The sequence below is a fragment of the Stenotrophomonas indicatrix genome, assembly GCA_041545745.1.
GTDB classification, from domain to species: Bacteria; Pseudomonadota; Gammaproteobacteria; order Xanthomonadales; family Xanthomonadaceae; genus Stenotrophomonas; species Stenotrophomonas indicatrix_A.
Genome location: CP168152.1, coordinates 1,335,026 through 1,357,102 on the forward strand (window position 1 = coordinate 1,335,026; position 22,077 = coordinate 1,357,102).

The window sequence follows — 22,077 nt, forward strand, 5'->3', positions numbered from 1 at the left end:
GTCGGCTCCAGCGTGGCAGTCGGGAAGGTCAGCATCGCAAGCGCGATTTTCGGCAACCTTTCAACGGCCCGGCTGGATCAAGGGCCCTTCAGCAACGGTATGGTGATGGACACCTTCAGGCCGCCACCGGGACGGTTGAGGTAACCCAGGCGCCCGCCCAGATGCTCGACGGCCTCATGGGCGATGGCCAGGCCCAGGCCGGTGCCGCTGGCGGCAGTGCCGGGCGCGCGGAAGAAACGTTCCCCCAGCCGCGACATCACGTCCTCGGGTACGCCCGGGCCGTTGTCTTCGACGTACAGCTCGACATCGTTGTCGTCCAGGGTCTGCACGCCCACCGTGACGGTCGCATCCACGCCGGCGTAGCGCAGGGCGTTGTCGATCAGATTGTCCAGCGCCTCGTGCAGCAGTGCGCCGTTGCCCAGTATCCGCACCGGCTGCTGCGGACCCAGGTAGCCCAGGTCGATGCCATCGCGGATCGCTTCGGGCACGCGCATGCCCACCCATTGCGGCACCAGTTCGGACAGGTCCAGCGCCTCCACCGTCTCCGGCACGGTCTGGGCACGGCTCAACGCCAGCAGCTGGGTGCTGACGCGGGCGGTTCGCTGGTTGAGCCGGCGGATGTTCTGCAGCGCTTCGCGCACGGTCTCCGGATCGCCGTGGGCCAGTGCCTGGTCCACGTGCAGTGCCATGCCCGCCAGCGGCGAGCGCAACTGGTGCGCGGCATCGGCAATGAAGCGGTTCTGCAGCGTGATCATTTCCGCCTGCCGCGCGAACAGGCCATCGATGGTGCTGATCAGTGGCTGGATTTCCTCGGGCACGTCGGCGTCGGAAATCGGTGCCAGCTCGCCGCGGCGCTGGGCCAGGCGCGAGGTCAGCGGAGTCAGAATACGCAGGCCGTGGGTGACGCCGAACCAGACCAGTGCCGCCATTCCCAGGGCCAGCATGGCCATCAGTGGAATGACGATCATCAGGATCTCGCGTGCACGCTGGCGGCGGTCGGCCATGCTTTCGGCCACGGTCACCGCCAGCTGGTCCTGCGGATCGTTCATCGCCTGGGTGCAGACCGTCGACATGCGCACCTGCTGGCCGTTCAACTCGCCTTCGTACAGCGCCGGGTGCGTGCCGCTGCAGTCCTGCGACGGTGCGTAGGCACTGAAATCGGCGTTGCCGGCGATGGTGCCCAGGCGGCTGCTGTCAACGTTGAAGTAGCGGTGACCGTCGGGGTCGTACTCGATGAGGAAACGTGCCTGCGGGGACAGGTCGCTGCTGACCGGCATGGTGCTGAGCATCTGTGCGAACGATACGGTGTCGTCGGTCAGGTTGCGGTCGTGGATGCGGTTGGAGTAGTCCAGCGCCACGTAGTACGCCAGCAGCGTGTTGAAGGTCAGCAGGCCCAGCATCGGCAGCGCCAGGAAGGCGAGCAGGCGCCGTCGCAGGCTGGGCGGTCCGCTGATCACGCGCCGGCGTCTTCCAGCATGTAGCCCAGCCCGCGCACCGTGCGGATGCCCATGCCGCCCGGCTGCAGCTTGCGGCGCAGGCGATGCAGGGCGATGTCCAGGCCATTGTCGGTCAGGTCCTGGCCCCAGTCGCACAGGGCCTCCACCAGCTGCGCACGGGAGACGATGCGCTCGGCACGCACCGCCAAGGCGGACAGCAGGCCGAATTCGCGCGCGGTCAGCTCCAGCGTCTGCTCGTCTATCCACACCCGGTGCCCGGTCAGGTCCAGGCGCAGCCGGCCGATGCGCAGGTCAGGGTTGCCGTTGCTGGTGACCCGCCGCAGCTGCGCGCGCACGCGTGCTTCGAATTCGTCCAGCGCAAAGGGTTTGACCAGGTAGTCGTCGGCTCCCAGGTCGAGCACGCGCACGCGCTCGGCCAGTCCATCGCGTGCGGTGACCACCAGCACGGCCAGGCCATCGCCGCGCTGGCGCAACCGTTGCAGCACGTCGCGGCCGTCCAGCTGCGGCAGGCCAAGATCCAGCACCAGCAATGCGTACTGGGTGGAATTCAGTGCGGCATCGGCATGCGCGCCGTTGTCCACGTGGTCGACCACGTGGCCCTGCCGGCGCATCGAGGCGCACAGGCCGGAGGCGATGTCGGGGTCGTCTTCTGCGATGAGAACGCGCATGCGCGGGGCTCCTGGGGGCGGATGGGCCGCCCCGGGGGGCAGGGCGGGCCTCTCGGCTGCCGAGGGTAGCGGCAAACCGGGTGCAGGTGGCGGGCGTGGGGGACCTGGGCAGGCCCGACGCTGGCCCTTCGTTCAGTCCTGCAGGCCGGGCTCGCCCTTGGCCAGTGGCACCCGCGAACCGTCCAGCAGGCCGCGACTGAGCTTGCCGTCCTCGATGAACAGCAGTTCGCCGTTCTCACCATTCTTGATGCTGCTGTCGATGGCGATCACGCGGTCATCGTGGAAGCTGCTGACGTGTGGCATGGACGTGTGGCCGACCACGATGCGCTTGAGCTGGAGGCGATCGAGCACCGCCTGCACGCCCGGGGTGTCCAGGCGTCCGTCGAAGTAGCCGCGGTACCAGATCGGGCTGATCTTGCCGTCGTACAGCGGTGCAGTGGCGGGATCTGCCTTCACCTCGGCCTTGGGAACGCCCAGCGAGGCCTGGTAGGCGGCGTTGGTGCGGGCCGGGTCCAATGCCATCTGCACGGCGTCGGGCGAGATGCCGCCGTGCAGGAACAGGGTATCGCCGATCTGCAGCAGCACCGGGCGCGTGCGCAGCCACTGGCCGATCACCGAGTCGGCACCATACAGCTGCGGATAGCTGCGACCGAGCAGCTGCGCGCTGCGCAGGTACTTCGGGTTGACGTAACGCAGGTCGTCATAGAGCACCATGGTCTCGTGGTTGCCGAGCACGAAATGCACCGCGCCACCGGCGGCCGCCGCCTGCTGTTGCAGGCCGTACAGCAGCCAGAACGCTTCGGTCACCTGTGGGCCGCGATCGAACACGTCGCCGGCGATCACCAGCGTGTCCGTGCCCAGTGTCCAGCGGTCCTGCGCGTCGATCACCCGGTTGGCGCGCAGCAGGCGAACCAGCAACTTGTACTGGCCGTGGATGTCGGACACCGCGACGATGCGCGGCACCGCCGGCAGCACGGATACCGACGGCGCATTCGGCGGCAGCACATGCACCGCATGCACGTAGCCGCAGTGCGCGGCAACGTCCGCGCCGTCGCTGCCGGCGTGCACGGTATGGGTTTCCACCTGGTCCTGGCAGATCCACTGCGCTTTCAGCTGCGTGCCTTCACGGAACACGTAAGGGCCGTCGCTGCCGACGTGTTCTGCGGGTGCTGCGACGTCGCGGGCCGAGGCCAGTGGTGCGGCCAGCAGCAAGGCCAGCGGCAGCAGGATCGAAACGGTTCGGGCGCAGTTCGGCATCGGCGGCATCCAGCGGCAGGAGACGAGCGATGCTAACTGCCCGGGGACGTCGCCGGTGTGCGTGAACGGGCGGGTCAGGCCCGGCCGCCTGCTTCCTTGAGCTTGCGCACGCGGGTATCGGCGGCGTGCAGGGGCTGGCCGTCGCGTCCGTGGGGTCGCATATAGGGCAGCGGCCGGCGGTTGCTGCATTCGATCAGCTGCGAGTGCGCCTCGCCAGCGGCGAAGCGATGCCGTTCTCCCCATTGGCGCAGGGCGACCAGCAGCGGGAACAGGTCCTGGCCGGCCGCGGTCAGCACATAGTCCTGGTACGCACTGCCATCGGCGGCAGGCTGCTGCACCAGCAGCCCGGCCTCGACCAGTCGCCGTAGACGGTCGCTGAGGATGTTGCGCGCCGCGCCCAGGCTGCGCTGGAAATCGCCAAATCGGCTGATGCCATCGAAGGCGTCGCGGATGATCAGCAACGCCCAGCGGTCGCCAAGCAGATCGGCGCTGCGGGCCACGGGGCAGGGGCTGTTGGCGTGCATGGCGGAATTCCTCAGGCGTGGTTGCAGTTTAAAACCAGTGGCGCTACCGTGCACGTGGTTTCAAATTGCAACTACAATGATGATGCCTTCGCTGTCACGCCCGTTGTTGGGCCTTCTCGCCATTGCTGCCGGTGCCAGCGTGGCCAACGTCTACTTCGCGCAGCCGCTGCTGGAGCGCCTGGCCCACGATTTCGCCCTGGATGCTGCGGTGGCCGGCGCACTGCTGGCTGCCACCCAGGTAGGCAGCGTGCTGGCCTTGCTCGGATTGCTGCCGCTGGCCGACCGTGGCGACCGTCGCCGACTGCTGCGGGTGCAGTTGCTGGCACTGGTGGTGGCGCTGCTATGGCTGGCCGCCGCCCGCAGCACCGCATGGTTGCTGTCGGGCATGCTGCTGGCGGGGCTGCTCGGTACCGCGCTGACCCAAGGGCTGATCGCCTACGCCGCCAACCTCGCTGCACCGGAGCAACGCGGGCGGGTGGTTGGCATGGTCCAGGGCGGTGTGTTCATCGGCCTGCTGTCGGCACGGGTGGTGTCCGGCGCGGTCGCCGCCGTGGCGGGATGGCGCGCGGTGTACCTGCTGTCGGCACTGTTGATGGCAGCGCTGGCGCTGCTGCTGTGGCGGCGACTGCCGCACGTGCCGGTGCCTCCATTGCCGCCGGCGTGGCGCGAGCTGCTGCGCTCCATGGTCCAGATGCTGCTGCAGGATCGGGCGCTGCGTGAACGTGGGCCATTGGCACTGCTGTTGTTTGCCGGTCTCAATGTGTTCTGGGCGGCGGTGCCACTGCCGTTGTCGGCGCCGCCCCTGAGCTGGTCGACCGCTGGCATCGGCGCGCTGGGCCTGGCTGGCATCATCGGCGCGCTGCTGGCGGCGCGGGTCGGGCACTGGATGGATCGTGGCCTTGCCCACCGGGTGAGCCTGGGGGCGCTGCTGCTGATGCTGGTCGCCTGGGTGCCGCTGCTGGGCCTGCCGCACTCGCTGGCGCTGTTGCTGCTGGGCGTGGTGGTGCTGGACCTGGGCGGGCAGGCGTTGCATGTGTCCAACCAGGCCCTGCTGCTGCGTGCCCCGGCCGAACAGCATGGGCGCCTGGTGGCGCTGTACATGCTGTTCTATGCGGTGGGCAGCGGTGCGGGCGCTGCCGCAGGCACCTGGATGCAGGCGCGCTACGGGTGGCCGGCGGTGTGCGCGCTGGGAGCGGGAATCGCCCTGCTGGGCTTGGCGTGGTGGGCGGCGTGGCGCATTCCGCGTAAGGCCGCCCTGTAGCGCCGAGGCTGTTCGACGCCCTACCGCGCGCGCTGCAGGCTCAACGTTGCAGCGCGCGTCGCCCCGGTGCCTCGGGCAGTGCTTCGTCGGCCACCACCACCCGGTTGCGGCCTTGTCGCTTGGCGGCATACATCGCCGCGTCGGCGCGCGCCATCAGCCGCTCGTAATCGGGATGCCCATCGTGTCCGGCCACGCCGATGCTGGCGGTCAGGCCCAACGTCTGTCCATTGGGCAGGGAGATCGGCGATTGTGCGATCTGCCGACGCAGGCTTTCGGCAATCACCTCCGCCTGCGACTCGCTCGCCGCCACCAGCACTACCACGAATTCCTCGCCGCCATAGCGGAACAGGTAGTCGCTGCCTCGGGTCTGCTGGCCGAGCAGGGCAGAAACGTGCTGCAGCGCGCGGTCGCCAGCGTCGTGGCCGTGGCCATCGTTGATCGCCTTGAAATGATCCAGGTCCAGCAACAACAGCGAGAACGGTGTGTGGTTGCGCGTGGATAACTCGATCTCACGTCGCAGCACGGTCGGCAGGAAGCGCCGGTTGAGCAGGTTGGTCAACGCATCGCTGCCCGCATCCAGTTCACCGATGCGTTCGAACAGCAGGGTCATCAGGTTGCGGATGGTGGCGAGGTCTTCGCGGATCGCCGGCAGAGCGGCCAGACGTCGTGTCGGATCTTCATCGGTGGCGCGCTGCAGGCGGCTGTCGATGCGCGCCATCAACTGCCCGACCTGCTGCGTCTCGCTGCTTTCGCCGAAGCTGGGAATGCCCTTGTGGGTGAACCACAGGCCGAATTCCGAGCTCGCCAGACTGGCGTTGTCGGCACCGGTCGCATGGCCGGCGAGGGTGTACAGCAGGCTGTTTTCCCAATCCAGCAGCAGGGCGCGCTGGCGCTCGCGCTCGGTGCTGACGTTCTGCACCAGCGAGAACAACCGGTACGCCGCATCGGTGCGCGATGAGCGCTCACGGGCGTGCGTATAGGCCAGCGTCATGCCTTCCATGGCGATGTCCATGATCGCGCTGAGGCAATCGATGGCGGCGAAGGCGGTGTCGTTGTCAGCGGCGTCGGCGCGCAGGCGGATGAACAGCTCGTGCTTGAGCACGCGCGCACCGCGGGCCACCAGGTCCACCGGAATGCCGACCCGCGCGTGCACATCGCCGATCACCCGTTGTGCGGCGACGGTAGCGGCAATGCCATCCGCATCGGTGGTCAGCAGCTGGGCCAGCCAACGCTGCATCGCCGGTTGCAGGCGCTGCTTGACCTGTTCGTGGGACAGGAAGCGGCGCGCACGCGTGTCCTGCAGCAGCACTTCGTAGAAGCGCTGCGCCAGCGTCGGCGGTGCATCGGCGGCAACGGCGTGCAGCAGCGCGGCGGCGGCGGGGCCGGCCAGCAGCAGACACTGCTGCCAGGCCTGAGCCAGCGGTTGGCTGGCTTCGTCCAGTTGGGGTGTATCCACGTCGATCTCTAACGGCGCACAACAGACCACGGTATCGGCCACGGCTGTCGACGGTTGATGGCAGGGAAGCCGACCAGTTTAAGCGCCATGCAGGCCGAAAAACGCCGGCAGAGCACATGCCGGCCGTTGCTGCAATGCGTTGACGCATTTGAGAATCACTCGCATTTGTGAAAAAATGACGGCAGGAACCGAGCTGCGCGCATCCCGCAGTGATCGTTCCGCCTCCCCCGTCGCCGCCTCGTGCCCTATGCCAGAGGCTTCCGCTGCCCTGCCAGAAGGTCCAGAACATGCCTGCAACCACTCTTTCACCGCGCCCGCTGGCGCTCGCCGTCGCCGCGCTGCTGGCTGCCGGTACGATTACCGCGCACGCGGAAACCGATGCCGCCGATATCGATACCGTGCATGTCACTGCCTCGCAGATCGCGCGGCAGGCGCTGGGCACCTCCACCATCACCGCTGAAGACATCGCCAAGCGACCGCCGGTCAACGACATCGCCGAACTGCTGCGTACGATGCCCGGCGTCAATCTGACCGGCAACAGCGCGTCGGGCCAGTACGGCAACAACCGGCAGATCGATCTGCGCGGCATGGGGCCGGAAAATACCCTGATCCTGATCGATGGCAAGCGCGTGGGTGCACGTGATGCGGTGCGCATGGGCCGCAGTGGCGAGCGCAACACGCGCGGTGATACCAACTGGGTGCCGGCGGAAATGATCGAGCGCATCGAAGTGCTGCGCGGCCCGGCGGCGGCGCGCTATGGCTCGGGTGCATCCGGTGGCGTGGTCAACATCATCACCAAGCGCCCGACCGGTGACCTGACCGGCGCGGTTGACCTGTACGGCCTGGTACCCGAACACAGCGCCGAGGGTGGCAGCGAGCGCGTCGGCCTGCAGCTGAGCGGGCCGATGACCGACACGCTGTCGTTCCGGCTGTATGGCAACCTCAACAAGACCGATGCCGATTCGCTGGATCTCAACCGCAACTTCGCCACCGCTGCCAACGCGGTACCGCCGGCGGGCCGCGAAGGCGTCAAGAACCGCGATGTCAACGCGCTGCTGCGCTGGGACGTGACCGCCAACCAGGTGGTCGAGTTCGAGGCGGGTACCAGCCGCCAGGGCAACATCTATGCCGGCGATCGTGCGGTCAGCACCACCGGTACCTCAACCGGTGTCGACCTGGCCGCGCTGGCCGAGCAGCAGGCCGAGACCAACCGCATGTACCGCACCACCGGCGCGATCACCCATCGCGGACGCTGGGGCGATGTCAGCTCGCGGCTGACGGCAGCAGTGGAAGGGGTCAACAATTCGCGCATCAACGAAGGCCTGGCCGGCGGCCCGGAGGGCAGCTTCAATGGCGCCGACTGGTCGACCTCGCGACTGCGCAACTACCAGCTGGACGGTGAGGTCAGCTTCCCGACTACCCTCGGCGGTGCGGAAAACGTGTGGACGCTGGGCTTCGAGTACCTCGACAGCCGGCTGACCGATCCGTATTCGATGAGCCAGTCCGGCAGCAGCGGTGGTGGCATTCCGGGCCTTTCGGCCGATCGCGCACGCGGCAAGTCCGATGCACAGACCGCCGCCGTCTACGTGGAAGACAACATCTACCTGGGCGAGCGCTGGATCGTGACCCCGGGCCTGCGTTTCGACCATCACAGCCAGTTCGGCAACAACACCAGCCCGAGCCTCAACGCGCAGTTCCGGCTCAACAGCGATTGGGTGGTGAAGGGCGGCATCGCGCGCGCGTTCAAGGCGCCGAACCTGTACCAGTCCAACCCGGACTATCTGTATTACACCCGTGGCAATGGCTGCCCGAACGCATTGCCGAGCCTGGGTGCCGGTTGCTACATGCAGGGCAATGCGGATCTCAACGCAGAGACCAGTTTGAACAAGGAACTGGGCGTGGAGTGGGCACCGCAGAGCGGCTGGCAGGCCTCGTTGACCTACTTCCACAACGACTACAAGGACAAGATCCAGGCCGGCTACACCCAGATCGGCCTGACGGCCGACAGCAAGGGCCGCATCTTCCGCTGGGAGAACGCACCCAAGGCCATCGTGCAGGGGCTTGAGGGCAACCTGGTGATTCCGCTGCTGGGCGAGCAGGGCGACCGCCTGAAGTGGAGCAACAACTTCACCTACATGGTGGAGAACGAAAACAAGAGCACCGGCCAGCCGCTGTCGGTGATTCCCAAGTACACCGTCAACACCATGCTGGACTGGCAGGCCACCGAGCAGCTGTCGCTGCTGCTGATCGGCACTTTCTACGGCAAGCAGGAACCGGCCACGGCCAACATCAACAATGATCCGCGCTGCACGGCCAACTGCGATGCGTCCACCGTGCTGCAGACCCGCAGTGCGTACAACGTCTGGGGCGTGAGCGCGCGCTACAAGGTGACCGACACGGTCAGCGTGGGCTTCGGCGTCAACAACCTGGCCGACAAGCGCCTGTTCCGCGAGGCCAACAGCAGCGATGCCGGTGCGGCGACCTACAACGAACCCGGCCGCGCGTATTGGGCGAGCCTGCGTTTCGGGTTCTGATCATCAGGCGGTGGTGCCGGCCGTTGGCCGGCACCCTCCCGCTTCGCGCCAGTGGTGCATGCCTGCAATGTTATAAACACCGTGATAGTTTCCCAACGCCCGCCGGCGTAGCCTGCCTCCCATCGCAAAGGAGCTGTTGCCATGGGTCACGACCACGATCACCTGCCATCCGAGATCCGCCACGAGAAACCCTTGTGGTGGGCGCTCGGCCTGACCTCCACCTTCCTTGTCGTGGAGGTGGCCGGTGCGTTCTGGACCAACAGCCTGGCGTTGTTGTCCGATGCCGCGCACATGGCCACCGACACCCTGGCGCTGATGATCGCGCTGGTTGCCGTGCGGCTGAGCCGGCGTCCGCCGGATGCGCGCCGCACCTACGGCTATGCGCGCCTTGAAGCACTGGGCGCGATGATCAACGGCGCCATGTTGTTCGTGGTTGCCGGCTATATCCTGTGGGAAGCCATCGGTCGCTTCCGCCAGCCGCAGGAGATCGCCTCCACCGGCATGCTGGTCATTGCCGCAGTCGGCCTGGTGATCAACATGATCTCCATGCGCCTGCTGCAGGCCGGCAGCGGCGAGAGCCTCAACGTCAAGGGGGCGTACCTGGAAGTGTGGGCCGACATGCTCGGCTCGGTGGCGGTAATCGCCGGCGCACTGCTGATCCAATGGACCGGTTGGAAGCCGATCGACCCGATCCTGGCCGTGCTGATCGGTCTGTGGGTGCTGCCGCGCACCTACGTGCTGATGCGCGAAGCCATCAACGTGCTGCTGGAAGGTGTGCCCAAGGGCATGGACGTGGCCAGGGTCCGCGACCGCCTGTCCGACCACGACGCAGTGCTGGACGTGCATGACCTGCACGTGTGGGCGCTGGCGTCCAGCACGCCGGCACTGACCGCGCACATCGTGATGCGCGAAGGCGACGACGCCGACCGCCTGCGGCGCGAACTCGGTGATCGCCTGCACGATGATTTCGGCATCGAACACGTGACCCTGCAGATCGAAGCCGACCACTGCGGCGAAGCCTGTGGCCAGCCGTCGGCGGCGAAGGACGACGATCACGCCGGGCACGATCATGCAGCTGCCGATGCGCAGGGCCATCGCGGTCACGTGCATCGCTGAAGCGGGTGTGGCGGCCGGTGCCCGGCGCTACCTCTGTTCGTCGCGCCGCGAGGCCAGCCGATCCGCCAGCCGGGTCGGCTCGGGCAGGCGATAGCCGCGCAGCGTGCGCTGCACCCAGGCCAACGCGGTATCGGCGCTGACCCGATGCCCGCCGGCGACGAACAGGGGCTTGCAGCGCAGCTTGCTGCGCAGCACCCAGCCGAGCTGCTCGCTGCCATCCATCAACGGCGTATGCGCGCCAGCGTCGGCGCCCGGCTCGATGAAGCGGCCGACCAGCTTCGATTTGGCCACGCCAATGCTCGGCAGGTCGGTCACCACGCCCAGGTGTGCGGCAATGCCCAGGCGGCGCGGATGGCTGATGCCGTGGCCATCGACGAACACCAGGTCCGGCGTGCGTGGCAGCAGCGCCAACGCGGCCAGCAGCGCCGGCAGTTCGCGGAAGCTGAGCAGGCCCGGGATATAGGGCATCACAGTAGGGATGCGGGCGATGTCCTGCGCCACAGGCTGCAGGGTCTCCGCGTCGAGCAGTACCGCCGCAGCGCGGGTAATCGCACCGCCTTCCTCGAAGCCGACATCCAGCCCGGCCAGCCAGCGCACGGTGGCGGGCAGGTGGTCCTGGCGCTGCACGCGGCTGGCCAGCTGCTTCTGCTGCTCGCGGGCGGCGCTGACGCTGCCTTCCCAGCGCCCGGGGTCGATCACGGTATTCATCGGCCACAGGATGACATCCGTACCGCCACGGCGCGGTGAGCGGGCGCCGGGGCTACAATGGCCGCCTGCCTTTCCTCGCGTTGGAGACCCTGCAGTGACCCGTAAACTCGTACTGTTGCGCCATGGCCAGAGCCAGTGGAACCTGGACAACCGCTTCACCGGCTGGGTCGATGTCGACCTGACCGAGCAGGGGCGCCGGGAAGCGGCTGCCGCCGGCCGCCTGATGCGCGAGGAAGGCCTGCAGTTCGACGTTGCCCACACCTCCGTGCTCAAGCGCGCCATCCACACCCTGCAGGGGGCGTTGGCCGAGCTGGAGCAGGACTGGCTGCCGGTGAACAAGTCCTGGCGCCTCAACGAGCGCCACTACGGTGGCCTGCAGGGCCTGGACAAGGCCGAGACCGCCGCCAAGCACGGCGAAGACCAGGTCAAGGTGTGGCGCCGTTCGTACGACATCCCGCCGCCGGCGATGGACCTGGAAGATCCGGGCCACCCGATCCATGACCGTCGTTACGCCGGCCTGGACCGCAACGCGCTGCCGGGTACCGAATCGCTGGCCACCACCCTGGACCGCGTGCTGCCGTACTGGCACGACGCCATCGCGCCGCAGCTGAAGGACGGCAAGACCGTGCTGGTCACCGCCCACGGCAATTCGCTGCGCGCGCTGTACAAGTACCTCAACAATGTGTCGCGCGAGGAAATCCTCGAGCTGAACATCCCGACCGGCATCCCGCTGCTGTTCGAGTTGAACGACGACCTCACCGTGAAGTCGTTCCGCTACCTGGGTGACCCGGAGGCGGCACGCAAGGCCGCTGAAGCTGTCGCCAATCAGGGCAAGGCGCGGTAGATACCCACCGTTGGTGGGTATTCCTCTGCTGGGTAGGCGCGGACCAACGGTCCGCACCGACCCGGTTGCGACCACGGGCGTTCCCTCTGTGACCTTTGGCCGGTCCCCACCATCGCTGCAGCGGCTACGCTGGACGATTCGCCGTTGGAGAATCGCCATGAACGTCCGCAATCTGGTCCCGCTGGGCCTGACCATCGCCATCGCCGCCTCGCTCGCCGCCTGTGGCAAGAACGAGACCGCGCCCGCTGCCGACGCCGCCAAGCCGGCGTTCGACCAGTCGCAGATCAAGACCGCACTGATCTCACTCAACAGCGCCGATCTGGATCCGTCCATCGCCGCATGCGCCGACCTCAACGGCTTCGTCAACAGCAAGTGGCTGAAGGCCAACCCGGTGCCGGGCGACCAGACCACCTGGGGCAGCTTCGAGATCCTGCGCGAGCGCTCGCTGGAAGTGCAGCACGCGCTGGTGCAGCAGGCCGCCGCCAGCCAGGCCAAGGCCGGCTCGGTGGAAGCCAAGATCGGTGACATCTGGAAGACCGGCAACGACGAAGCGAAGATCGAGGCCGCCGGCCTGGCGCCGCTGCAGCCGACGCTGGACAAGATCACTGCGCTGAACGACACCGCCGCCATCACCCAGTACCTGCGCGACAGCCAGGCGCAGGGCCAGGGCGCGCTGTTCTCGCTGTTCGCCAATGCCGACTACAAGGATTCGGCCAACGTCATCGCCTACGTCGGCCAGGGCGGCCTGGGCCTGCCGGAGAAGGGCTATTACTTCGACGACGCGCAGGCCAAGATCCGCGACGCCTATGTGGCCTATATCGCCCAGGTGCTGACGCTGTCCGGCGTTGACGCCGCGCAGGCTGCCGAACAGGCCAAGGCGGTGATGGCGTTCGAGACCCGCCTGGCCAAGGCCTCGATGTCGCGCATCGAGATGCGCGACCCGGCCAAGCGCTACAACCCGCTCAGCGCCGCCGACGCGGACAAGCTGACCCCGAATTTCAGCTGGACCGCGCTGTTTGACACCCTGAAGGTGCCGGCTGCACAGAAGTTCTCGCTGGCCCAGCCGGGCTTCTTCAGCGAAATGGACAAGATGCTGGCCGACGTGCCGGCCGCCACCTGGCAGTCGTACCTGCGCTTCCACACCATCGACGATGCCTCGCCGTACCTGAGCAGCCAGTTCGAGAAGGCCAACTTCGAGTTCTATGGCAAGACCCTGCGTGGCCAGCAGGAAATGCAGCCGCGCTGGAAGCGCGTGCTGGAGTCGGTCAACGGCGGCATGGGCGAAGCGCTCGGCCAGCTGTATGTCGATGCGGTGTTCCCGGCCGAATCCAAGGAGGCCATGCAGCACCTGGTGCAGAACCTGTCGGTGGCGCTGAAGGCGCGCCTGGAGCAGCTGCCGTGGATGGGCGAGGAAACCAGGAAGAAGGCACTGGAAAAGTGGGCCAGCTTCACCCCGAAGATCGGTTACCCGGACAAGTGGCGTGAGTGGACGGGCCTGCAGACCAACGGTGACAGCTACCTGGGCAACATGCAGGCAGCGCGTGCGTTCAACTACCGCTACATGCTGGACAAGGTCGGCAAGCCGGTGGACAAGACCGAGTGGGGCATGACCCCGCAGACCGTCAACGCCTACTACAACGCCACCAAGAACGAGATCGTGTTCCCAGCGGCGATCCTGCAGGCGCCGTTCTTCGACGCCAAGGCCGATCCGGCGCTGAATTACGGCGGTATCGGTGCGGTCATCGGCCACGAGATGATGCACGGCTACGACGACTCGGGCAGCCAGTTCGCCGCCAACGGCAACTTCGACAACTGGTGGACCGACAGCGACCGCAAGGCCTTCACCGAGCGCACCGACCAACTGGTCGCGCAGTTCGACGGCTACGAGTCGGTGCCGGGCGTGTTCGTGAAGGGCAAGCTGACGCTGGGCGAGAACATCGGTGACCTGGGTGGCCTGACCGTGGCCTACGATGCTCTGCAGATGGCGCTGAAGGAGAACCCGAAGGCGAACGTCGAAGTCGACGGCCACAGCCAGGACCAGCGCTTCTTCATGAACTGGGCCACCGTGTGGCGCCGCAACTTCACCGACGGTGAGCTGCGCGTGCGCCTGAACACCGATCCGCACGCACCGGCGAACTTCCGTGCCAACGGTGCGCCGTCGAACATGCCGTCCTATGCCGCTGCGTTCCAGTGCAAGGCCGGTGATGCGATGGTGCGCGCAGACGACAAGCGCGTGGTGATCTGGTAACCGATCGCCCGCAACGCGTGAAGCAGAAGGCCCGGCGCAAGCCGGGCCTTTTCATTGGGAACCACTACAACCGGCTGCGGCTCAGCCCGGGCATTTCAGGTACTGCGACAACGTTGCCTGCCATGCACTGGTCGGGTCGAAGCCTGGCACCAGGCCGCCACCCGTGCCGGTGAAGTTGGACATGCCATGGGCCAGCATGTAGGTGGGGGTATACGAGGGCGGCCCCACGCGCTTGCTGAAGGTACAGATGCCAGCGACATAGGCGGGCGCCTTGTCGGGGGTCAGCTGCGCCTTCAACGCGCTGTCGAAACGGCCGAGATTCTCCTCGCCCATGGCCGAACCCGCCATCGCCTTCAGCGCGTTGTAGGCACTGTGTCCGGTCTCGTCAGCGACCCGCTGGCGATCGAAATGGGCGAACACGCCGGCGATGTTGTAGAGATCGATGGCGTCCTGCATGCGCCCATCCTGCACGCAGCGGGGCAGGGCGTTCATCAGGGCGGCGGGCGAGGTGCCAGCGGTGATCTGGCTGCGCGACAGGCAGGCGGCAGCGGACGCGTTGCTCTCCTGCTGGGCCTGCGCGAACGGCGCCAGGGCCAACAGCAACAGGCCCAGCGGTGCGGTGATACGGGTGTTTCCATTCATGGGTGATGCTCCTCGTAAGCAGGCGACCGTCTTTGGTCGACCACCAGATTGCGAGGATTGCTGCGGCTGCGCAAGCGAGGCGCAGCCCGGCATGTGAATGCTCAGGCCAGCGCCGGTTCGTGCTTGAGCATGCCGTGGAAACGCTGCAGCACGTACGGATCGATCAGGCCACCGGCCTGCTCATCGAGTATCCGCAGCACCGTCTCATGCTCCATTGCTGCGCGATAGGGGCGTGCACTGGTCATCGCATCGTAAGCATCGACGATGGTGACGATACGTGCGCCCAGCGGGATGTTCTCGCCCTGCAGGCCATCGGGATAGCCGCTGCCATCGAACGCTTCATGGTGGGCGCGGATCAGGCGCGCGACCGGCGCCGCATCGCTGCGGCCGGTAGCCAGGAAGATGTGTTCGCCACGCACCGGGTGCTCGCGCATGATCGCGCGCTCTTCATCGCTGTGCCGGCGCGGACTCAGCAGTACCTCGTCGGGGATGCCGATCTTGCCGATATCGTGGAAGCGCGCGGCCAGGCCGACCTGCGCACGGGCCTCCTCATCCAGGTCGCAATGCAGGGCGAGGTGCTGTGCAAGAAGGCCCACACGGTCGCAGTGGTGGCGGGTATAGGCATCTCGCATCTGCAGAGACATCGACAGGGCGTCGATCAGGCAGGCCTGCGCGTGCAGGAGGTCGGGAGGTCTTGACTGGGGCATCGGAACTGGCGGCGCGGCGAAGCCGCGCAGAAAACGGAAAGGCCCGCGAGAGCGGGCCGGGGCGGCGCATAGGGTACCCGCATCGGTGTTGCGCGGGGCGCATCGACGGTATCGCGTGGGGCCGTGCGTTCAGTCACGCAGCGTGTCGTCGCCCCGGTCGCATCGGCAACCGGGGTGGCGTGGCTCAGCCGGTGGTCTGCAGGTGGATGCGATGGGCTTTGGCGAAAGCGTCCTGCGCGTCGCTCAGGGTCTGCATGTCTTCGTCCATCTTGGTCACGGCCTCATCCAGCGTCTGCAGCAGCGGGGTGACCTGTTCTTCGCTGTAGCCATCGGGCAGGGCAGCCAGCTGTTCCATCACCGCGAACATCTGTTCGGTGCTCTTCAGGGAATCGAGCAGGTTCTGGTGCAGTGCATCGGCGTCCTTGCCATGGGTGAACTGCTGGACGAAGACCAGCCGGTCGGCGATCTCCTGGTGCGCGTTCTTCAGGCCGAAGCGATGCTGCTGCATGCTCTTGCCATCCTGCAGCGACGCATGGAAGGACTCGCCGTTCGGGCCGTTGGTCCATTGCTCGACCATGCTGACCGTGCCGTTCCAGCTGGCGACATTCTCATGCAGGTAATCGCGGTTGCTCATGCCGCTGTGGCAGGCGGCCAGCAGGCCCAGGCTGGTGGCGAGCAGAAGGGGGGCGAAACGATTCACGGCAACACTCCTTGTCGCGGGCGCGGTAAACGGAAAGGGTGCCGGTCTGCCGCCCGCGGCGGACCGGAACCTTGGAGATCGATCAGCGCAGGGCCAGGGTCAGCAGCAGCGCACGTGCGGCGTTGAAGCGGTCTTCGGGCAGCGGCAGCGGATGCTTGACGCGCAGCTTGTCCGGACCGTCCATGGCATAGAGGTTCGGTTGTTTCTGGATCAGCTGGATCACCGCCATCGGATCGATGTTCGGCTTGGATTCGAACACGATGCGGCCACCGTTCTCGCCCAGGTCCAGCTTGCGGATGCCCAGCGTGCTGGCCTGCAGCTTCAGTTCTGCGATGGCGAACAGGTTCTTGGCCGCATCCGGCAGCAGGCCGAAACGATCGATCATCTCCACCTGCAGCTCGCGCAGCGCGTCGCTGTCGCGCGCGCTGGAAATGCGCTTGTACAGCGTCAGGCGGGTGTGCACGTCCGGCAGGTAGTCGTCCGGAATCAGCGCCGGCACATGCAGTTCGACCTCGGCGCCACGCACTTCTTCGCCGGCATCGATGTCGGGCAGATGGCCCTGCTTGATGCTGCGCACGGCGCGTTCCAGCAGCTCGGTGTACAGGCTGAAGCCCACTTCGGCCATCTGCCCGCTCTGGTCCTCGCCCAGCAGTTCGCCGGCACCGCGGATCTCCAGATCGTGGGTCGCCAGGGTGAAGCCGGCGCCCAGTTCGTCCATCGATGCGATTGCTTCCAGGCGTTTTTCCGCATCCGGCGTAATCGAGCGACGGTCCGGTACAACCAGGTAGGCATAGGCGCGGTGGTGCGAACGACCGACGCGGCCACGCAGCTGGTGCAGCTGGGCCAGGCCGAAGCGGTCGGCACGGTTGATGATGATGGTGTTGGCGTTGGGAATGTCGATGCCCGATTCGATGATCGTGGTCGACAGCAGCACGTTGAAGCGCTGCTTCTGGAAGTCCAGCATCACCTTTTCCAGTTCGCGCTCGGGCATCTGCCCATGGGCGATGCCGATGCGCGCTTCGGGCACCAGTTCGGACAGCTCACGCTGCATGCGGCCGATGCTTTCCACATCGTTGTGCAGGAAATACAGCTGGCCACCGCGTGCCAGCTCGCGCTGGAAGGCTTCGCGCAGCAGCGCGTTGTCCCACTGGGTGATGAAGGTCTGCACCGCCAGCCGGTTCGGCGGCGGAGTGGCGATGATCGACAGATCGCGCAGGCCGGCCATGGCCATGTTCAGCGTGCGCGGAATCGGCGTGGCGGTCAGGGTCAGCAGGTGCACGTTGGCACGCAGTGCCTTCAGCGCCTCCTTCTGGCGCACGCCGAAGCGCTGCTCCTCGTCGACGACGACCATGCCCAGGTCCTTGAACTTCACGTCCGGCTGCAGCAGGCGATGGGTGCCGACGATGACGTCGATGGTGCCGGCGGCGACCTTCTCCAGCTCGGCCTTGATCTCCTTGGCGCTCTTGAAGCGCGACAGCACCTCGACCTTCATCGGATAGTCGGCGAAGCGGTCGCGGAAATTGCGGTAATGCTGTTCGGCCAGCAGCGTGGTCGGCACCAGCACCGCCACCTGCTTGCCAGCGCTGGCGGCGGCGAATGCAGCACGCACGGCCACTTCGGTCTTGCCGAAGCCCACGTCGCCACAGACCACACGGTCCATCGGCTGGCTGCTGGCCAGGTCACGCAGGGTGGCGTCGATGGCGGCCAGCTGGTCCGGGGTTTCCTCGAACGGGAAACCGGCGGCGAACGGCTCGTACATCGCGCGGTCCACCTGCAGTGCCAGTCCGGCACGCGCCTGGCGGCGGGCCTGGATCTCCAGCAGCTCGGCGGCCACGTCGCGCACCTTCTCGGCAGCCTTGCGCTTGGCCTTGCTCCACTGCTCGCCACCCAGTGAATGCAGTGGCGCGGTTTCGGCGGAAGCGCCGGAATAGCGGCTGATCAGGTGCAGCTGCGCGACCGGCACGTACAGGCGGTCGCCCTTGGCGTACTCGATTTCGAGGAACTCGCCGGGCATGCCGCCGACGTCCATCGCGATCAGTCCGCGATAGCGGCCGACGCCATGGTCCTCGTGCACGATCGGCGCGCCTTCGGTCAGTTCGCCCAGATCGCGGATGATCGCTTCCGGCTCACGTCCGGCACGGCGCGTACGGCGCGTGCTGCCTGCGCGCTCGGGGAACAGCTGGCGCTCGGTCAGCACCGCGATGTGCGGCGCATCCAAGGCGAAGCCGTCTTCCAGCGGCGCCACAGCAATGGCGAAGCGTTCGTCGCTGGCGAGGAAGGAGAGCAGGTCGGCCACCACCGGCGGCTTCAGCTCGGCGGCCAGCAGCACTTCCAGCAGGGCTTCGCGGCGGCCGGGCGAATCGGCGGCAATCAGCACACGGCCGGGGTAATGGCCGAGGAAGGATTTCAGTGCGTCACCGGCTGGTGCTTCGCGCGCGGCCACCGGCAGCGGCGGCAACGGCTGGTCGCCCAGCGCATGCGCCTCGGCAATGCGCGCGTGATCGGCAGCCCAGACTTCGATGCGCGGTGCGTCGTTCAGGCGCTCGCGCAGCAGGTCCGGCGACAGGTACAGCGCCGACGGTGGCAGCAACGGCCGTTCAACATCATGGCGGCGTTGCTCGTAGCGCTCGCCGGTCTGCGTCCAGAAGGTCTCTGCCGCTTCAGCGGCGCCGACGCAGACCACCGGCAGGCTGCCGGCAGGCAGGTAGTCGAACAGGGTGGCGGTGCGCTCGAAGAACAGCGGCAGGTAGTACTCGATGCCGGCCGGCGCCAGGCCCGATTTCAGATCCTGGTACAGCGAACTGCGGCGGGTATCGACGTCAAAGCGCTCGCGCAGGGTGGCCAGCACCCGGGCGATGCTGGCGTCGTCCATCGGCACTTCGCGGCCGGGCAGCATATGCACCGCCTCGACCTTGTCCAGCGAGCGCTGGCTTTCCGGATCAAATGCACGGATCGAATCGATGTCCTCGTCCAGCAGCTCCACCCGCAGCGGCTCGTCGGCGCCCATCGGATAGACGTCGAGCAGGCCGCCACGCACGGCGAAATCACCCGGGTCCATCACCTGCGGCACGTTGCGATAACCGGCGCTTTCGAGGCGACGCTTCTCCGCTTCCAGGTCCAGGCGCTGGCCGACTTCAAGATTGAAGCTGCCGCCGATGACGTAGCTGCGGGGTGCCAGCTGCTGCAGCAGGGTCTGCACCGGCACCACCACCAGGCCACGCTTCAGCGTGGGCAGGCGGTGCAGGGCCGACAGGCGCTGCGAAATGATGTCCGGATGCGGGCTGAAGCGGTCGTAGGGCAGCGTTTCCCAGTCCGGGAACGCCACCACCGGCAGGCTCGGGTCGCCTCCCAGCAGGGTGTGCAGATCCGCTTCGATCTGGTTGGCACCGTGGTTGTCACGGGCCACCACCAGTACCGGGGCGTCATGCGTGCGCGCGGCCTGGGCCAGATACCAGGCCAGGGCAGTGGGCGAGGTGGGGGCGCGCCACCAGGCGCGGAGCTGGCCGGCACGTGGCAACGGCGGGGCGGGGAATGGAGTACGCGACATTGACCGCTGATTTTAGCAGAAGCCTGATCGAAGCCCGCTGCGTAGTGCCGGCCGCTGGCCGGCAGCTCATGATGCTGCGGGGTATCCGTGGAGCCGGCCAGCGGCCGGCGCTACCGAACGCGTGCCGGGCAGGGCCCGGCACTGCCGTCAGTTGTCCAGTTCCAGCACCATCCGCACCAGGCCTTCGGCTCCGTTCGGGTGGGGGATCGGCTTGAAGCCCAGCGAGGCGGCCAGCTGCTTCATCGGCTCGTTCTCGGCAGCAACATCGCCATACAGGCGGTCCAGGTACTTGCCGCGGCCCCATTTCACCAGCTTGCGCATCAGCTGGCGGCCCAGGCCCTGACCGATCAGGAACCGGCTGATCAGGATTGCGTACTCGGCTTCGCGGGTACCGGGGATGATCGAGGCACGGGCCACCGCGCCGACCACGGCCTCACCGGCCGGCAGCGACTCGGCGGCGACCAGAGTGATCTCGGTCTTCGGGTTGGGGTGGGTCAGGCGCTGGGTGGTTTCCGGTGACAGCTCGGTCACCGATTGCAGGAAACGGTCGCGGATTTCTTCCGGCCCGAACAGGCTGAAGGCGGCCTGCAGCGGCGCGCCATCTTCGGGACGGATGGGGCGGATCAGCAGCTCGTGGCCGCTGGGAGCCTTGAAGATCTCATGCCAGGGCGGCATGCGGTTGCGAGTGGCCATACCGGGTGATTCCTTGGTGGTCCATCGATTGTGTCATCACCGGGGCTGCATTCCGTGAACGAAAGGCTCACGGTCGTACAGCCTCGTGAAGGCCCTATTCGGCCGTCTTCAGCCAGTCCAGGCGGGTGCTGGCACCGGGCTCGCCCAGATGCTGGCGCAAGGCCGGCAGGGCCGGGCCGACCACGCGGTCGAACTGCCAGGGCGCATTGAGCACCAGCATGCCGCTGCCGTTGAGGCGCAGCGGGGAGTCGTCCGGGCGCATCAGGAACTCGATGGTCATCGCCGCCTTCACCGGCAGTGCGGTGGCCTTTCGCAGGAAATGCAGGATGGTGCGGCGCTGCTTGATCGGGAACCAGACCGCACAGGTGGCCTGCGGCCAGCGGGCCAGGGTCTCGGCCAGCGCGGCGAGGACTGCCTGGTACTCGGCGTCCTGGGCTTCGTAGGGCGGGTCGATCAGGACCAGGCCGCGGCCGATCTTGGCACCGTTGGCCTTGGGCGGCAGCAGCGAACGCAGCAGTGCGTAGCCGTCACCAGGGTGTACGCCGACGCGGCTGTCATGGGCGAACAGGGTCTTCAGCGAAGCGGCCTCATCCTCCTGCAGCTCGCACACCGCCATGCGGTCCTGCGGGCGCATGGCCTGCGCGCTGAGCAGCGGCGAGCCGGGGTAGGCGATCATCGCGCCGACCGGATTGTCGGCCTGCACCGCCTTGAGGTAGCGCTCGACCACCTCCGGCAGCTTGGGCTGGGCCATCAGCCGCATGACCCCGGATTCGGCTTCCAGGGTCTTGCGGCTTTCTTCGCTGGCCAGCAGGTAGCGGCCGGCACCGCCGTGGGTGTCGAGCACGAAGAACGGGCTGTCCTTGCGCTTGAAGCTGTCGATCAGGGCCAACTGCACGATGTGCTTGAGGACATCGGCGTGGTTGCCGGCATGGAAGGCGTGGCGATAGTTCATGGGCGGCAGTGTACGGGGCACGGGCCGCAGCGGCTATGCTGCGCGCCATGACAGCCCCTGTTACCCATGTCCTGGTGGTCGAAGACGAAGCGGCCATCGCCGAAACCGTGCTCTATGCGCTGCGCAGCGAAGGCTATGCGGCCAGCCATTGCCTGCTGGGCGGGCTGGCCCTGCAGCAGCTGCAGGCCGGCGATATCGACCTGGTGGTGCTGGATGTGGGCCTGCCGGACCTCAGTGGTTTCGAGGTCTGCCGCCGGCTGCGGGCCCTGCCGGGGCCGGTGGCGCAGGTGCCGGTGATCTTCCTGACCGCCCGCAACGACGAACTCGACCGTGTGCTGGGCCTGGAACTGGGGGCCGACGACTACATGGCCAAGCCGTTCTCGCCGCGCGAGCTGGTGGCGCGGGTGCGCGCCCGCCTGCGGCGTGCCATACCCGCTCCGGCCGCCCCGGGCGCCGAGACCGGCTGGCAGGAGCATGGTGCCTTCGCCATTGATCGCGATGGCCGTCGCATCCGCTTCCAGGGCCACGCGCTGGACCTGACCCGCTATGAATATGCGTTGCTGGAAGCGCTGCTGCAGCGCCCCGGCGCGATCCTCAGCCGTGCCCAGCTGATGGACCGTGGCTGGGACAGCGCCGCCGACAGCGCTGACCGCACCGTCGACACCCACGTCAAGACGTTGCGCGCCAAGCTGCGTGCGGCCGGCGCCAGCGGTGAACCGATCCGCACCCATCGCGGCCTCGGCTACGCCCTGGAGGTCTGACG

General features: G+C 67.2%; 18 protein-coding genes. 6 read left to right on the forward strand and 12 right to left on the reverse strand.

What is annotated here, in order from left to right; genetic code table 11:
* Positions 1-77 precede the first annotated feature (77 nt).
* The 4 genes from ACEF39_RS06095 to ACEF39_RS06110 all read right to left on the reverse strand — a co-directional run bounded on the left by ACEF39_RS06095 (position 78) and on the right by ACEF39_RS06110 (position 3,906).
* Positions 78-1,457, reverse strand: a complete 1,380-nt coding sequence (locus ACEF39_RS06095; RefSeq protein WP_500287313.1) for a sensor histidine kinase — start codon at positions 1,455-1,457, stop codon at positions 78-80.
* On the reverse strand, positions 1,454-2,125 hold the full coding sequence (locus tag ACEF39_RS06100; protein WP_100464099.1) for a response regulator: 672 nt from the start codon (positions 2,123-2,125) through the stop codon (positions 1,454-1,456). The genes ACEF39_RS06095 and ACEF39_RS06100 overlap by 4 nt, the downstream gene beginning before the upstream one ends.
* 132 nt (positions 2,126-2,257) lie before the next feature.
* A complete protein-coding gene (locus tag ACEF39_RS06105) occupies positions 2,258-3,382 on the reverse strand; it encodes a metallophosphoesterase (RefSeq protein ID WP_500287314.1) in 1,125 nt (374 codons plus the stop codon).
* 74 nt (positions 3,383-3,456) lie between these two features.
* Entirely contained in the window at positions 3,457-3,906 is a 450-nt protein-coding gene (locus ACEF39_RS06110) for a winged helix-turn-helix transcriptional regulator (protein ID WP_500287315.1), read from the reverse strand.
* A 76-nt stretch (positions 3,907-3,982) separates the two neighbouring features.
* Between ACEF39_RS06110 and ACEF39_RS06115 the strand changes: the two genes are divergently transcribed.
* Complete coding sequence (locus tag ACEF39_RS06115; RefSeq protein ID WP_500287316.1) at positions 3,983-5,167, forward strand: MFS transporter; 1,185 nt, start codon at positions 3,983-3,985, stop codon at positions 5,165-5,167.
* A gap of 40 nt (positions 5,168-5,207) precedes the next feature.
* Here the strand turns inward: ACEF39_RS06115 and ACEF39_RS06120 are convergent, their stop codons facing one another.
* The gene (locus ACEF39_RS06120) at positions 5,208-6,623 is read right to left on the reverse strand and encodes a GGDEF domain-containing protein (protein WP_500287317.1); all 1,416 of its coding nucleotides are present in this window, start codon (positions 6,621-6,623) and stop codon (positions 5,208-5,210) included.
* A 287-nt stretch (positions 6,624-6,910) separates the two neighbouring features.
* Between ACEF39_RS06120 and ACEF39_RS06125 the strand changes: the two genes are divergently transcribed.
* Both ACEF39_RS06125 and ACEF39_RS06130 read left to right on the forward strand, forming a co-directional pair.
* Positions 6,911-9,157: a TonB-dependent siderophore receptor gene (locus ACEF39_RS06125; protein ID WP_500287318.1), complete on the forward strand. Its 2,247-nt coding sequence runs from the start codon at positions 6,911-6,913 to the stop codon at positions 9,155-9,157.
* A 141-nt stretch (positions 9,158-9,298) separates the two neighbouring features.
* A complete protein-coding gene (locus ACEF39_RS06130) occupies positions 9,299-10,273 on the forward strand; it encodes a cation diffusion facilitator family transporter (protein WP_500287319.1) in 975 nt (324 codons plus the stop codon).
* A gap of 27 nt (positions 10,274-10,300) precedes the next feature.
* On the opposite strand, the gene nfi is transcribed toward ACEF39_RS06130, so the two are convergent.
* A complete protein-coding gene (gene nfi, locus ACEF39_RS06135; RefSeq protein ID WP_500287320.1) occupies positions 10,301-10,981 on the reverse strand; it encodes a deoxyribonuclease V in 681 nt (226 codons plus the stop codon).
* A gap of 94 nt (positions 10,982-11,075) precedes the next feature.
* On the opposite strand from nfi, the gene gpmA reads away from it, so the two are divergent.
* Positions 11,076-11,825, forward strand: coding sequence for a 2,3-diphosphoglycerate-dependent phosphoglycerate mutase (gpmA, locus tag ACEF39_RS06140; protein WP_025873769.1), 750 nt, complete (start codon positions 11,076-11,078; stop codon positions 11,823-11,825).
* Between the two features lie 157 nt (positions 11,826-11,982).
* Positions 11,983-14,073: a M13 family metallopeptidase gene (locus ACEF39_RS06145; protein WP_500287321.1), complete on the forward strand. Its 2,091-nt coding sequence runs from the start codon at positions 11,983-11,985 to the stop codon at positions 14,071-14,073.
* 81 nt (positions 14,074-14,154) lie between these two features.
* Here ACEF39_RS06145 and ACEF39_RS06150 read toward each other — a convergent pair whose 3' ends face one another.
* The 6 genes from ACEF39_RS06150 to ACEF39_RS06175 form a co-directional block, all read right to left on the reverse strand.
* Positions 14,155-14,715: a hypothetical protein gene (locus ACEF39_RS06150; protein ID WP_500287322.1), complete on the reverse strand. Its 561-nt coding sequence runs from the start codon at positions 14,713-14,715 to the stop codon at positions 14,155-14,157.
* Positions 14,716-14,816: 101 nt separating this feature from the next.
* Positions 14,817-15,422 carry an HD-GYP domain-containing protein gene (locus ACEF39_RS06155; protein WP_500287323.1) on the reverse strand — a complete coding sequence of 202 codons (606 nt, stop codon included), beginning with the start codon at positions 15,420-15,422 and terminating at the stop codon, positions 14,817-14,819.
* A gap of 184 nt (positions 15,423-15,606) precedes the next feature.
* On the reverse strand, positions 15,607-16,122 hold the full coding sequence (locus tag ACEF39_RS06160) for a hypothetical protein (RefSeq protein WP_500287324.1): 516 nt from the start codon (positions 16,120-16,122) through the stop codon (positions 15,607-15,609).
* Between the two features lie 82 nt (positions 16,123-16,204).
* Entirely contained in the window at positions 16,205-19,669 is a 3,465-nt protein-coding gene (gene mfd / locus ACEF39_RS06165; RefSeq protein ID WP_500287325.1) for a transcription-repair coupling factor, read from the reverse strand.
* A gap of 147 nt (positions 19,670-19,816) precedes the next feature.
* Entirely contained in the window at positions 19,817-20,362 is a 546-nt protein-coding gene (locus ACEF39_RS06170) for a GNAT family N-acetyltransferase (RefSeq protein WP_500287326.1), read from the reverse strand.
* A gap of 94 nt (positions 20,363-20,456) precedes the next feature.
* Entirely contained in the window at positions 20,457-21,314 is an 858-nt protein-coding gene (locus ACEF39_RS06175; RefSeq protein ID WP_500287327.1) for a 23S rRNA (adenine(2030)-N(6))-methyltransferase RlmJ, read from the reverse strand.
* A gap of 35 nt (positions 21,315-21,349) precedes the next feature.
* Between ACEF39_RS06175 and creB the strand changes: the two genes are divergently transcribed.
* Positions 21,350-22,075, forward strand: a complete 726-nt coding sequence (gene creB, locus ACEF39_RS06180; protein WP_500287328.1) for a two-component system response regulator CreB — start codon at positions 21,350-21,352, stop codon at positions 22,073-22,075.
* The last annotated feature ends 2 nt before the right edge of the window (positions 22,076-22,077 follow it).